A 12,884-nucleotide genomic window follows, 5' to 3' on the forward strand; every position below is an offset into this window, starting at 1 on the left:
GACGGGAGGATGGGGAGGACCGGGGGTGTGGAGGGCGATGGTGGTGATGCGGCGAGCCTTGGCGGCGGTGCTGCTGGCCGGGATGGCGCTGTTGGTACCGGCCGGGCCGGCGCGGGCGGCACCCGCCGAGACCGGCCGGTACTACGTGGTCGGCCCGCCGGTCGACGGGCAGCGGGAGTACCTCTACGCCATCGCGCTGCGTACCCTCGGCAACGGCAACCGGTTCCGGGAGATCGTCCAGCTCAACGAGGGCAGGACGCAGCCCGACGGTGAGACGTTCACCGACGGGCTGGTGCTCCGGCCCGGCTGGCTGCTCGTGCTGCCCAGGGACGCGAAGGGCCAGGGGGTACGGATCGGCCGGTTGCCGACGACCGGCGCGCGGACGCCACGACCACCGGGTCCGAGCACGCCGACGCCCAGCCCCACCCGGTCCAGCCCGGCTCCCCGCACCGCGGCACCTACCTCGGCGGCCCCGACCAGCCCGGACGCCATCCCTGCCGAACGGGCGACCCGGGCGGTCGCCCCACCGCCCGGGAACACCGACCGGACCGGTCCCGTCGACCCCCTGCTGATCCGGGGCGGCGCCGGTGCGCTGGCGGTGCTGTTCGCCATCGGGGCAGTCGTCCTGCTCCGGCGGGGCGGGGGGCGGCGGCTGGCGCTGGAGGACGACGGCCCGTGGCCGCCGCAGCGGCACCACACCCCGACCCCCGCCGAACCCACCGCCGGACCCGAGGCGGGTGACGCGACCGCTCCGCCGCCCCCGTCACCCGCTCCGCCGCCTCCGTCGCCCGCTCCGCCGCCCCCGTCACCCGCTCCGCCGACGCCGGCCCCCGGTCGGCCGAGGCCGGCACCCGCTTCGCCGACGCCGGCACCGCCCCCGCCCGCTCTGGCCGGCGTACCGGGGACGGCACCGACGGCACCGCCGGCCGCCGGCCGCACGGATGCGCCGGTCGGGCCGCAGCCGGCGCGGGAGGTGCCCAGGCCGGCGGTGCCGGCCGGGGACGAGGTCCCGTACCTGAGCACCGAACTGGACACCGAACTCGGGCCGATCCAGGTCCGGCTGGTCGGGGTGGCGGCGGGACGCGGTGCCCCCGCGTACGCCTGGCTCGGCCCGGACGAGCCCGTGCCGCCGGCCACCCTGCCGCTGGTGCTGGGACGCAAGGGGCCCTGGCGGCTGCACGTCGACCTGGGCCGGGCTCCGGACGTGCTCACCCTCGTCGGCGACCCCGAGGACTGCCGGCGAACGGCCGTCCGGTACGCCCGGGGGCTGCGCGCCGCCGGGATCGGCGTGGCCGAGGTGGGCGGCGCGCTCGGCGCGGACGCCCCCGACGGCTGTCGGCCGCTGCCGGAACTGCCGGCGCCGCCGGCACCGGGGGAGGACCCGGTGGAACCGTACGTGGTGTTCACCGCCGGCCTGCCCGCCGCTTCGATGGTCGGCGCGCGCCGCCTCGCCACGACGACCGGGGGACGCCGCGTGCCGGTGGTGCTCGGTCCGGTGCCCGGCGGCCGGTGGTCGGTTCAGGTGGGTCCGGTGGACGCGCCGGAGTCGGCGGTCCGAACGGGCCGGCCGGTCTGAAGCCCGCCGACCGCGACCGGCAGCGGCCCGGACGTGACGTTCGGGAGCCGCTGCCACACCCCGGCCTGGACCCGGTACGCGCGCTGCACCCGGACCCGGTCGTACGAGCGGCTGCCGAGGATCAGCTCCACCCCGGCGCGGTGCAGCCGTTGCACCCGGGTCTGCACCAGGGTCAACCCGGACAACATGGCGTCGGTGGCGGCGACGTCGACGGTACGGCCCCGGGGCACCCGCACCTCCACCAGCAGCCGGCCGGGCCGTACCTCGGGCCGTTGCCGGTAGAGCGGCAGCCAGCGCCGGGGCAGCCCCCGTGACCTCGCCGGCAGCAGGGCGTACGCCTTCCGGGTGCCGAACCCCGGCCAGCGGCGGACGTCGTTCGGCAGTCCGGCCACCGACCGGGCGGCCGGCGCGGACCTGATCCGCAGTGGTTCGCCGTCCGCGTCCACGCAGGGCAGGAGCCGGCCGAAGCCCTCGGCCCGGAAGCCGCCCCGCACACGTACCCGGTCCAGCCGGGCCGCCGGCAGCAGGTAGGTGTCGGGCGTGCCCAGGAGGTACTTGAAGCGGGCGGGGACGTGTGCGCGGAGCACCGCCATCGGGATCGCCCCGCCCGGCCCGATCCGGACCCGCAGCAGGTCGCTGCCGGTCGGCGCCGAGCGGGGGTCGAGGAAGGCGGCCAGGAACAGCTCGGTGCCGGGCACGCCGTCGGCGACCGTCCGCGCGAGGTCGCCCGAGGTGAGCACGAACGCCTCGAACTCCTCGACGTTGACCTGCTGCCCCCGGCGCAGCCACGGCGGGCCGTAGCCCGGCGCGCGGCGGTTCTCGGTGACCAGCGCGGGCCGTGGGAGGGGCGGGACCAGCACCGCCACCGCCGGGTCGGCTGCCGGTGCCGAGGGCGGAGCCGTCGCCGCGCCGAGGCCCACCCGGTCCGCCGCCGACGTGGTGCCGGCGGCGGCGTCCGGTGTCGACGGTGCGGTGTCGACCCGGTCCGCTGCCGGTGATCGGGTGTCGACCCGGTCCGGTGTCGAGGTGGTGTCGACCCGGTCCGGTGTCGAGATGGCGTCGGCCCGGTGCGGTGTCGAGGTGACGTCGGCCGGGGCCGGGCCGGTGACCGTGCCGCCGGGGGCGGCGGACGCCACCACGATCCGTTGGCGGGTCAGCCGGGACACCAGCCGGCCGTCGGCGGTCGCGTCGAGGGTCGCCGGGCCGGCGGCGTACCGGGGCCGGTGGGCCTGCCACGGCGCGACCGTGCCGGCCGGATCGAGCGCGCGCAGGTCGCGCTGGTCGTCGACCAGCTCGGCGCGTCCGCCCGGTGGTGGCGTCCACACCGTGGCCCCGGTCGTCTCGGCCAGCTCGACGGCCTGCGCGACGAGCGCGGCCTGCTCGTCGGGGTCGGACGGCCAGGTCAGCCAGAGTCGCAGGTCGGCGCCGTAGAGGGGAAGGTCGCCGAGCAGGGCGGCGAGCTGCCCGCCCCGGTGGACCTGCTGGGTGCCGCTGTAGTTCCCGACCAGGAATCCCCCGGACCGGGCGGTGACCGCGACGGTGACCAGTCCCTCCGAGGTGACGCCGAGCCGGTGCGCGGTGGCCCGCCTGGTCACGAAGTCCGCCCGGGTGGCGAGGGCGAGGCCGTCCGGGAGCGGCAGGCCCACCACCCCGGTACGGGGCCGGACCAGTCCGTCGTCCATCGCGAACCAGCCGGGCAGCGGGGTGGCGAGATCCGGCGGTTGGAGCACCAGCCAGTCCATCGGCTGGCGGGTCACCCGGTGCAGTGGCACCGCGTGCAGCGGGCCGTCCCCGGTGGTGTCCCCGGGAACCGTCCCCGTCGGCCGGCCGGTGGCGTGCCGGATGTCGGCGCCCTCCGGGCTGATCAGCACGTCGTGCCCGAGCAGCCCGGCCACCTCGGTGAAGAGGTCCAGGTGCCGGGCCCCGTCGTCGGCGAGGATCCGGACGTCCGCCGCGGCGTCCCCGGCGCGGCGGACCAGACCGGCGACCGCCCGCGCGTCGAGCGGCCGGTCCGGATCGGTCGGTACCACCAGCCGACCCGCCGGGCCGGGTGCCAGCCAGAGGTCGAACAGGCCGGCGATCCGCCGGTGCCGGCGGGGATCGAAGCGTCGGGTCGCCGGCACCCGGTCGATGCCGTTGCCGTTCACCGCCCCGGCGGACTGCCTGAGCCCGGTCACCACCGCCCCCGCCCCCATCTCCACCGGTACGTGCCCGCCCGGCCCACCGATCGATCGGCACCACTGTCCGTGGTGGACGACCACGCGGGTCGTTCCGTCGCCGGATCACGCCCCGCTGGTCGTCCCGAGGAGGTCGCCCCACCATCGGGTGCCGGTACCCTCGGCTGACCCCACGACGAGGATCATGGAATTCTGGTTCAGATTGATTTGAACGAACTCGGCGCTGATCCGCAATAGACGGTGGCGGCCGGTGACGCTCGGCCGTGGTGACTGAAGGAGGACACCCAGTGCTGGCGAAGCGCTCAATCCTTGCCCGTCTGCTCGTGGCGGTGCTGGCCGGCTGCGCGATCCTGGCCGCAGCGTCGCCGCCGGTGGCGTACGCCGCCCCCGACGCCCAGCCGTACGTGAAGTACTACGTGGTCGCGGCGCAGTACCAGGGCCAGCCGGAGAGCCTCACCGAGATCGCGCGACGGTTCCTCGGCAGCGGCGAACGGTCCGCGGAGATCTACCAACTGAACACCGGGCGGGTCCAGCCGGACGGCTCCCGGCTGACCGACCCGGGCCGGCTGAAGGCCGGCTGGCACCTGGTGCTGCCCTGGGACGCCGCCGGCGAGGGCGTCGAGTACGGTCAGCTCCCGACCGGGCCGACCCGCACCCCGAGCGCCCGCCCCAGCGGTACGGCGCGCCCCGGACCCAGCGCCGGAAGCCCCACGCCCAGCCCGAGCCGGCCGGGCGGCAGCCCCCGGCCGGGCGCCGGCACCGGTGAGAAGTGCACCGCCACCACCGCGTCGAGCAGCCGGTCGGACTGGGCGCAGCTACGGATGGCCGCGGACAGCGCCTGGACGCTGACCCGGGGCAACGGGGTCAAGGTGGCCGTGGTCGACACCGGTGTCGACGCGACCATCCAGCAGCTCAGCGGCCGGGTCGCGGTCGGCGCGGACGTGACCGTCGGCAACGGGCGGGGCGACACCGACTGCCTCGGCAGCGGCACCGCGATGGCGGGCATCATCGCCGCCGACAGCAGCGTCGACGGCAGCCCGGTCGGCATCGCCCCGGACGCCACCATCCTGCCCGTCCGGATGGTGCGCGGCTCGGGCGCCGCCCGGGCCGCCGACGCGGCGAACGCCATCGAGGTGGCGGTCAGCGCGGGAGCGTCGGTCGTCGCGGTCGGCTCCCACGTCGACCTGGGTGACGCGGCGGTGGCCGCCTCGGTGGCCACCGCCCTCAACCACGACGTGCTGGTGGTGGCCGGAGCGCCGACCAGGCCGGCCCCGACGCCGTCCCCCGGCGAACGGTCGGGCGGCGGGGCGCTGCTGCTCACCGGCGGGGTCGGGGCCGGCGACCAGCTCGCCGAGGAGTACCTGGCAGGCACGGTCGAGGTCGTCGCGCCCGGCGTCGAGGTGGCGAGTCTCGGCGTCGGCGGTGGCAAGGCGGTCAGCAACACCGGCACCGAGTTCGCGGTGGCCTTCGTGGCCGGTCAGGCGGCCCTGATCCGGGCGGCCCAGCCCGACCTGACCGCTGCCCAGGTGAAGCAGCGGATCCAGAGCACCGCCGACGCGATCGGCGGGCAGGCCCCGAACCCCCGGTACGGCGCCGGCATGATCAATCCCACCGCCTCGGTGGCGCGGTCCCTCGACGACCAGAACCAGGTGGCCAGCGAGCAGGGCGGCAGAGGTGGGGCGATGCTCGCCGTCCTGCTCGGCATCGCGCTGGTCTGCGGCGCCGGGGTGTTCTTCGCGATCCGGCTCCGCCGCCGGGGCTACCCAGGCTGACCACGACGGTGCGATGCCGACGCCCGGTGGCCCACCCCTCGAAGGGGCGGGCCACCGGACGCCCTGGCGTGCCGGGGCCGGCTACCGCAACGTGAAGGTCTGCTTCGGGTTGAACACGCAGATCCACGACATCATGGGCGCACCCACCCCGTGGCCGTTGACGTCCAGGCACCGGTCGGTCTCCCGGTTGAACAGGGACCGGATGCCGGTGTACTCGATCCACTCCCACTTCTGCGCGGGATTGCCGCTGCACCGGGCGACCTGTACCGGGGTGCCGTCCTGCTTCTCACCCCAGGCCACGTCCAGGCAGAGGCCGTTCGCCCGGACGGTGCCGTCGGCCCGGAAGTCCCACCACTGCGACCGTTCCTCCTGGCACTTGCGCAGGGTGGCCGGTACGCCGTCGCTGCCGCCGGCGCTGACACACAGCCCGGTCTCCTTGCCGACGAGCTGCTTCGTGCCCGCCGGCCGGGTCGGTGCCGCCGGCTTGCTCGGCGGGTCCGCCACCGGCGGCGGCGGGGGTGCCGAGCTGCTCCGGGCGCTCGGGGACGGCGACACCGGCGGCGTCGGCGACGGGCTGACCGACGGGCCCGTCGTCGGCGTCGCCGCCCTGAGCCGGCCGTCGAGGGCGTAGAACTCGGTGTTCTCCCGTACCGTCCGCAGGAACGTCTCGGTCCGGGCGTCCAGCGTGCCGCCGGTCTGCCGCACCGCGGTCGGGCCGTTGCGGTAGGCGGCCAGCGCCAGCAGGTACGGGTCGCCCTCCAGACCGGACAGTTCCCGGTGCATCGCGCACATCGCGGTGCCCACCGCCGGGATCGCCACCAGCGGGTCCCACACCGAGACGCCGGTCGGCCCGTACGCCTGCCACACCTCGGGCAGGAACTGCGCGATCCCGCGTTGGCCCTCGGGGCCGAGCAGGTTCGGGTCGAAGCCGGACAGCGCCATCACCTGCCCGGCGACCGCTGCGGGCGGCACCTGCGGGCAGACCGAGCCGGCCCGGACGACGAGCGGGACATAGCCGGCGGGCACCGCCCTGGGCTGCTGCCGCTCGTCGCTCGGCCGGTCCGGGCCGGAGCCGCCGAACGGCACCAGCTTGCCGTAGTACGCGGCGTACCCGCTCGCCCGGTCGACGTACCCGACCGCGTCGGACGGCACGCCCCGGGCCTCGCGTACCTGGTCGAGCCCGGTGTGGAACGCGGCCAACGAGAGCCGCCACTCGTCGCCGGTGACCTTGGCGAGCCGCACCTGCCCGCTGAGGTCACACATCTGGTGGGCCAGGGCGAGGATGTTGGCGGCGGGGTCCGAGCGTTCCGCGCCGGGCCACGGCGCCCAGGCCTTCCATGCCTTGTCGTCGAGGCCGGCGATGCCCCGGCCGCCCGAGGTGGCCCGGTCCGTCCGGCCGTCCAGCCCCGACTCGGCCATGAGCTGTCCGGCCAGTCGGGCGGGGGTGAGCGTCGGGCAGGAGCGGGCGGCGGCCCGGATGGCGGTGAGCTGCCCGGCGGAGACGGTACGACCGGTCAGGTCGTCGTCCCGCGCCGTCGCGACACCCCAGCCGGCGGCGGCCACCACCATGGACAGCACCGCCAGCCCGGCGAGCCCGCCGGCGGCGGTGCGGCGCGAGATCGGGCTCAGTCGGGATCGGACGGAGAGGCGATCGGGTTTCACGGGAGGTGTCCCTTCCGGCGTGGCGACATCGCTGTGGTGACGGGCGGGCGATGTCCTCGGTTCACCGGGCTCGAATCGGATCAGGTGAATTTCGGTCCGATCGACATTGAACCGAGGGGGATGCCGGGCCGTCAACGTGGCTACCCCCCCCGGCCACGCCGTTGCGCACGCGCGCCGGGGCGTTGGCCGTACCGTCGATCGGAGCTGTGATGCTGACTCGCCGCAGGGCAATCGGGATGGGACTCGCCGGTGCCGCCGTGGTCGGGGCGCCGCTGGTGGCGGCCCCGCTCATCTCCCGGGCGCGGGCCTCGGGCGGCCTGCCGTTGAACGTGGTGAACAGCACCGGCCGCTTCGCCAACTCGGCGATCCGGATGTACGTGGTCGGCACCGACCTGGACACCGGCCAGATGGGGTACGTCCGGGAGAGCGGACGTTTCACCCCGGCGGACCCGGCGCACAACGGCCCGGACGGTGCCGCCGACATCGGGGTGCCGCTGGCCGGCTCGGGGGTGACCCGGTTCGTGCTGCCGATGATGTCGGGCCGGATCTACTTCGCCATCGACGGCCGGCTGCGGTTCACCGTCGTCACCGACGGCAACGGGCGGCCCGCGCTCCAGTACCCGGTCGGCTGGGCGGAGGGCGACCCGAGCTTCGGGGTGCTGCACGACTGCTGCGAGTTCACGTACAACTCCGCCGGGATGTTCTGCAACACCACGACCGTGGACATGTTCAGCATTCCGCTGTCGATCCGGCTGCACGGTGACATCGAGCAGTCGACCGGCAAGCTGGTCGACGGCGGTCGGGACGCGATCTTCGCCGAGCTGTCCCGTCAGCCCGGGTTCGAGCGGCTCGTCGTCGGGGACGGGCTGCGGGTCATCGCGCCGGGCAAGGGCATCGAGACGGGCCGCTTCGACCCGCGCTACTACGACGCCTACATCGCCGAGACGTGGAACCGGTACAGCCGTACCGACCTGCGGGTGCACGCGCTGGCCGGGACCCACCGGGGCCGGGTGGTCGACGGGCGGCTGACCTTCGACGGCGGGGTACGGGCCTTCGACCGGCCCTCGACGCTGAACGTCTTCCACTGCGACGGGGCGCTCGCCGCACCGAACGACGGGCTGACCGGCCCGGTGGCGGCGATCCTCGGCGCCGGACTCAACCGGTCGGTGCTCGACCAGCCGGACCAGCCGACCACCAACCGGGACGCCTACTACCAGCACCCGGTGACCAACCACTACTCCCGGGTGCTGCACCGGCACTCCGCCGACGGTCGGGCGTACGGCTTCCCCTTCGACGACGTGGCGGACGACGCCTCGTACATCCAGGACACCGCGCCGAGCGAGATGACCATCACCCTGACGCCGTTCGGCGCCGGACCGGTGGACGCCCCACCGGCCGTCGCCGAGCCGCCGGTCGCCGTGGTTCCGCCGCCGGTCGTCCCGCCGGGCGACGGGGCGGGCCACCGGGGCGTGGGTCAGGAGATCGCCGCGGCGAGTTTCGACCGGCAGCAGGGCGTCCGCACGGAACCGTCCAGCGAGGGCGGGGAGCACATCGGCTTCCTCGCCCACGGCGACTGGGCCGGCTACCGGGGGGTCGACTTCGGCGGCCAGCCGGCGACGCAGTTCCAGGTCCGGGTGGCCTCCGGCGCCCCGCAGGGGATCTCCGGCCTGATCGAGGTACGGCTCGACGCCCCGGGCCTCCCGCCGGTGGGCACGATCGCGGTGGCCAGCACCGGTGGCTGGCAGAGCTGGCAGACCGTGCCCGGGAACCTCGACCCGGTGACCGGCGTGCATGACGTCTACCTGACCTTCGCCAGCGGGCAGCCCGAGGAGTTCGTCAACGTCCGCTGGCTGCGATTCACCCGATGAGCCCGGCCACCCTCGTCGTCGGTCGCCGCCGACCCACTCCGTCCGATCCGGACGACCGTCGGTGGCCCGATCCGGCGGCCCGTGGCGTCGCCGGGCCGTGCCGCCGCGGTGCGGCCGGACGACGGACCGAGCCACCGTCCGAAGAGTACGGTTATCCTCTCCCCCTAGCGGGGTTCGGCGTCGAGGCGACGCCGCGTCCGTACGGGCCCGACCCGTACGTCAGGGGGAGGCGTTCTGTGTCGGCGGTGCCCAACGAAGCACTCGAACCTCGGGCCGCGGCCGACGCCGTGCCCGAGTGGGCCTCCCCCGAGGCGTTGATGCGATGGATCCACGAGCAGTACCGGACGCCGCTGCTGCGCTTCCTCACCCGACTCCTGCTCGGCCGCCAGGAGCTCGCCGAGGACCTGGTGCAGGAGACCTTCCTGCGCACCTGGCGGAACGTGGAGACGCTCGCCGCCGATCCCCGACGGATCGCCCCGTGGCTCTACACGGTCGCCCGGCACGTGGCCATCGACGCGCTGCGCGCGCGACAGGCCCGCCCGTCCGAGGTCGCCATCCCCGACCTCAACCGGCTGTCCTCGGCCGAGGACGAGATGGACCGGGTGGTCAGCGTCCACACGGTCCGGCTGGCGATGCAGCAGATCACCCCGGAGCACCGCGCGGTGCTGGTCGAGATGTACTACAAGGGAGCCTCCGTCGCGGAAGCCGCAGCGAGACTCGGGATACCGGAGGGTACGGTAAAGTCCAGGACGTACTATGCGGTGCGCGCTCTGCACGCAGCGATCGGTCCGACCGAGTCGTCCTGATGTCTCGTCGGTGCGGTTCATCGCTCGATCTCCAGCACGGTCGCCGTCCCGGAGATCACCACACCGTCAGCGGTGTCGTCGGGTGGAAGGGGAGGGCGTGATGCGCACCGGCGGTGAGAGTCCGACCGCTGAGCACGCCGCGCTGGCTCTCTACCTGCTCGGTACCCTCGACGAGACCGAACGCGTCGCGTTCGAGGAGCACCTCGCCGGCTGCTGGGAGTGCCTGTCGGCGGCGGGTGACATGGGCAGTGTGACCAGCGCCTTCGCCGGGCTGGACGCCGCCGACTGGGAGGCGCTCGCCGCCCCGCCGCCCGGGTCGGTCACCCCGACCCCGGATCCCGTCCCGAACCCCGATCCCGTCCCAACCCCGGATCCCGCCCCGGCTCCGGACGGTGCCGCGCCGACCCCGGACGCGCCGGTGGGTGGGGTGGGGGACACCCCGTCCACTCCCGTCGGGGCGGAGGGGACCACGCCCGGACCGGGCGCGGCACCGGTCGGCGAGTCGGGTGACGCCGGCCTGGCCGTGGCCGTCCCGCCTGCTGCGGCCCGGGGCACCGGGCCGCGTACCGTCGGTTCGATCCGGCCGGACGGGAGCCGGCCGGGAGCGGCGTCCGAGTCGGGCACCCGACCGGCGCGGGGCCGAGGTCGCCCGCCCGGCAGCCCGCGGCGTCGCCGGTTCCTGCTCTGGGGCGGGGTGGCCGCCGTGGTGGTGGCCGTCGTCCTCGCCGGTGGCGTCGTGCTCGGCGTCGGCCTGGGCGGCCGGGAGGGGCTGGTGCTGACCGCGACCGGCGAGGCGCCGGCCCAGGGGGTGAGCCTCTCCGTTGCCATCACCACCGACGAGGAGCGCGGTTCCACCATCCGGATCACCGCCACCGGCCTGCGCCAGGGCCTGCGGTACCGGCTCTTCGCGGTGACCCGGGACGGCACCACCCACGTGGTACGGGACTGGACCGCCTCGACCGGGCCACAGGAGGTGACCGGCGAGCTGTCGCTGCCCATCGACGACCTCGCCTTCGTCACGGTGGGGCTGGTCGACGGCACCGCGATCGTCACCGCACCGATCTCCCGCTGACCGCCGCTTCGCCCCACCGGACGGCCGGGACCGCTCAATCGCCGGTCGGGTCCGGGCTGGGCTGCTCCGTCGGCGGAAAGGAGGGCGGTGGTCCGCCGAGCCCCTCGTACTTGGCGAAGAGCGAGCGGACCTGCGCCAGGTAGAGCTGGGCCTCGTCGGTGGCGGGGACGCCGCCGGCCTTCCGTACCGCGTCGATGCCCACCGCGTACGCGGCCAACGTCAGGTCGAGCACCTCGCCGATCGCCTGGCCGTTGTCGAGCAGGGCCTGGGCCTCCCTGGCCAGGGCGCAGACGTACCGGGCCTGCGCCATGATCGAGTCTTCCTCGTCGGCCGGGTCGGTCTTCCCGTTGTCGTCGGCATCCTCGCCGTACTGCGCGAAGATCGTGGGCGGTAGCTGGGCGATGCCCTGCTCGCCGTCCGCGCCCACCTTCGCGGGGTCCCACCCCGACGCCACCTCGATCTGCGCGGCGATCACCACCGGACCGATCTGGGTGCAGGTAGCGCCGGCGTCCTCGACGGTGTCGGCCAGCGCCTCGGGCACCTGATCGCGGTCGAGCCGGCCCTTCCCGTCGCCCTGTGCCGCGGCGAGCGCGTCGTCGGCGGAGCTGATCGGGTCGGCCGAGCTGCCGCCGCCGGTGAACAGCAGGATGAGCGCGATCAGCGGGGCCAGCAGCACGCCCAGCGCGCCGAGCACGAAGACGGCGGCAGCACCCAGGACGCCGGCCACCGGAGTGGCCAGGCAGGTCAGCCCGGCCGCGATCGCCGCGCCGATCAGGGCGGTGTGGCTCTTCCGGGGCTCCTCAGCCGATTCCGCCCCGTCCTTCTCGGACCGTGCCATGTCGCCTCCCACCTGGGCCGCCATCGTCGGCGAAAAAGTCTGGACTCGTCGTGAACCGGGGGTCGGGGTCCGCCGTAGTGGCGTCCGTCGACTTCCCGGGAGCCGACGTACCAGACGGGACCGGACCCGGGTCGGTTCAACCGGGACGCCGACAACCGCGACGAGTTTCGGAGGAGGAGGTGGGTGGCATGGAAACTGCGACGGTGCCCGGCCCCGGATCGCGGGTGCCAGCGGGCCCGGGGCCGGCGTACGGCCGCACGGCGCCGCCCCGGCGGTCCCTGTCCGAGCAGGGGCTGGGCTGGATCGCGGCGCACGGCGGAGCCGGTACGACCACGCTCACCCGGCTACTCGGCGGCACGGACCTCGGCTGCCGGTGGCCGGATGCCGCGCTGGCGGAGCCGGCCACGGTGATGCTGGTCGGCCGGACCAACGCCGAGGGCATGCGGGCGGTGTCCCGGGCGCTCAACACGCTCCGGGAGGGACGCCACCCGCCGGGTTTGCGGCTGGTGGGTCTGGTGCTGCTGGCCGACGCCCCGGGCCGGCTCCCGCTGGCGCTGGCCCGCCGGATCCGGGTACTGCGGTCGGTGGCGCCGGTGCACCGGGTGCCGTGGATTCCGTCCTGGCGCCTGGGACAGCAGCCGGCGCGGCTGCCCCGGGCACTGCTGGGTCTCCAGGCGGCGGCCGGCACCCGCCAGTCCACCGGCGGGGGACCGTCGTGACCGCCGCTGCCTTCGTCGCCGGGCTGAGCCGGCTGCTCTGGGCGATCTCCCGACCGGGGGAGATCGGGGCGGCGCCCTCCCCGTTGCCGCCGTTCCGACCGCTGCCGGCCTACAACCCGACCGGTGGTGCGGCCGATGACCTGCTGAACCTGCTCGCCTGGTGTGTCAGCGCGGCCGGGGTGGCCGGGCTGCTCGTCGTCGGGATGCTGTTGACCATCCAGCTCAACCGGGGGACGCCGGGCGAGTCGAGCGACCACTTCCGTGGGCTGGTGTTCGTCGCGCTCGGCTGTGTGCTCGGCGCGTCCGCCGGCCCGCTGGTCACGTTCTTCGGCGATCTCGGTCTCTGACCCGGATCGTCGCCGGTCGGTCACGGGATGTCCGTGACGCGGACCGA

The 12,884-nt window shown here is 75.2% G+C and carries 10 protein-coding genes; 7 read left to right on the forward strand and 3 right to left on the reverse strand.

Going from position 1 to position 12,884, the window contains the following annotated elements; all coding sequences use genetic code 11:
- Window positions 1-46: 46 nt before the first annotated feature.
- A complete protein-coding gene (locus tag ACIQG9_RS14650; RefSeq protein WP_400401843.1) occupies window positions 47-1,576 on the forward strand; it encodes a hypothetical protein in 1,530 nt (509 codons plus the stop codon).
- Here ACIQG9_RS14650 and ACIQG9_RS14655 read toward each other — a convergent pair.
- Window positions 1,519-3,771, reverse strand: a complete 2,253-nt coding sequence (locus tag ACIQG9_RS14655) for a hypothetical protein (protein ID WP_400402445.1) — start codon at window positions 3,769-3,771, stop codon at window positions 1,519-1,521. The genes ACIQG9_RS14650 and ACIQG9_RS14655 overlap by 58 nt on opposite strands.
- A gap of 269 nt (window positions 3,772-4,040) precedes the next feature.
- Between ACIQG9_RS14655 and ACIQG9_RS14660 the strand changes: the two genes are divergently transcribed.
- Complete coding sequence (locus tag ACIQG9_RS14660) at window positions 4,041-5,525, forward strand: S8 family serine peptidase (RefSeq protein ID WP_400401845.1); 1,485 nt, start codon at window positions 4,041-4,043, stop codon at window positions 5,523-5,525.
- Between the two features lie 81 nt (window positions 5,526-5,606).
- On the opposite strand, the gene ACIQG9_RS14665 is transcribed toward ACIQG9_RS14660, so the two are convergent.
- On the reverse strand, window positions 5,607-7,187 hold the full coding sequence (locus ACIQG9_RS14665) for a ricin-type beta-trefoil lectin domain protein (RefSeq protein WP_400401848.1): 1,581 nt from the start codon (window positions 7,185-7,187) through the stop codon (window positions 5,607-5,609).
- A 236-nt stretch (window positions 7,188-7,423) separates the two neighbouring features.
- Here ACIQG9_RS14665 and ACIQG9_RS14670 point away from each other — a divergent pair, with 236 nt between their 5' ends.
- The 3 genes from ACIQG9_RS14670 (at window position 7,424) to ACIQG9_RS14680 (ending at window position 10,933) form a co-directional block, all read left to right on the forward strand.
- Window positions 7,424-9,055 carry a beta-1,3-glucanase family protein gene (locus ACIQG9_RS14670; protein ID WP_400401851.1) on the forward strand — a complete coding sequence of 544 codons (1,632 nt, stop codon included), beginning with the start codon at window positions 7,424-7,426 and terminating at the stop codon, window positions 9,053-9,055.
- Window positions 9,056-9,300: 245 nt separating this feature from the next.
- Window positions 9,301-9,861, forward strand: a complete 561-nt coding sequence (locus ACIQG9_RS14675) for a sigma-70 family RNA polymerase sigma factor (RefSeq protein ID WP_400401854.1) — start codon at window positions 9,301-9,303, stop codon at window positions 9,859-9,861.
- Between the two features lie 100 nt (window positions 9,862-9,961).
- Window positions 9,962-10,933 (forward strand): zf-HC2 domain-containing protein, encoded by a 972-nt coding sequence (locus ACIQG9_RS14680; protein ID WP_400401857.1) that lies wholly within the window; start codon window positions 9,962-9,964, stop codon window positions 10,931-10,933.
- A 34-nt stretch (window positions 10,934-10,967) separates the two neighbouring features.
- Here ACIQG9_RS14680 and ACIQG9_RS14685 read toward each other — a convergent pair whose 3' ends face one another.
- Window positions 10,968-11,771 (reverse strand): hypothetical protein, encoded by an 804-nt coding sequence (locus ACIQG9_RS14685; RefSeq protein WP_400401859.1) that lies wholly within the window; start codon window positions 11,769-11,771, stop codon window positions 10,968-10,970.
- A gap of 188 nt (window positions 11,772-11,959) precedes the next feature.
- On the opposite strand from ACIQG9_RS14685, the gene ACIQG9_RS14690 reads away from it, so the two are divergent.
- Together ACIQG9_RS14690 and ACIQG9_RS14695 are read left to right on the forward strand one after the other, a co-directional pair.
- Window positions 11,960-12,490 carry a hypothetical protein gene (locus ACIQG9_RS14690; RefSeq protein WP_400401861.1) on the forward strand — a complete coding sequence of 177 codons (531 nt, stop codon included), beginning with the start codon at window positions 11,960-11,962 and terminating at the stop codon, window positions 12,488-12,490.
- Complete coding sequence (locus tag ACIQG9_RS14695; protein ID WP_400401864.1) at window positions 12,487-12,837, forward strand: hypothetical protein; 351 nt, start codon at window positions 12,487-12,489, stop codon at window positions 12,835-12,837. The genes ACIQG9_RS14690 and ACIQG9_RS14695 overlap by 4 nt, the downstream gene beginning before the upstream one ends.
- Window positions 12,838-12,884 lie beyond the last annotated feature (47 nt).

This window comes from Micromonospora sp. NPDC092111 (assembly GCF_044755745.1).
Taxonomy (GTDB): domain Bacteria; phylum Actinomycetota; class Actinomycetes; order Mycobacteriales; family Micromonosporaceae; genus Micromonospora.

Coding starts and splice junctions, on each gene's coding strand:
- ACIQG9_RS14690 (WP_400401861.1), top strand. CDS start 11,960: ATGGAAACTGCGACGGTGCCCGGCCCCGGATCGCGGGTGCCAGCGGGC.
- ACIQG9_RS14670 (WP_400401851.1), top strand. CDS start 7,424: ATGGGACTCGCCGGTGCCGCCGTGGTCGGGGCGCCGCTGGTGGCGGCC.
- ACIQG9_RS14680 (WP_400401857.1), top strand. CDS start 9,962: ATGCGCACCGGCGGTGAGAGTCCGACCGCTGAGCACGCCGCGCTGGCT.
- ACIQG9_RS14650 (WP_400401843.1), top strand. CDS start 47: ATGCGGCGAGCCTTGGCGGCGGTGCTGCTGGCCGGGATGGCGCTGTTG.
- ACIQG9_RS14655 (WP_400402445.1), bottom strand. CDS start 3,771: ATGGGGGCGGGGGCGGTGGTGACCGGGCTCAGGCAGTCCGCCGGGGCG.
- ACIQG9_RS14685 (WP_400401859.1), bottom strand. CDS start 11,771: ATGGCACGGTCCGAGAAGGACGGGGCGGAATCGGCTGAGGAGCCCCGG.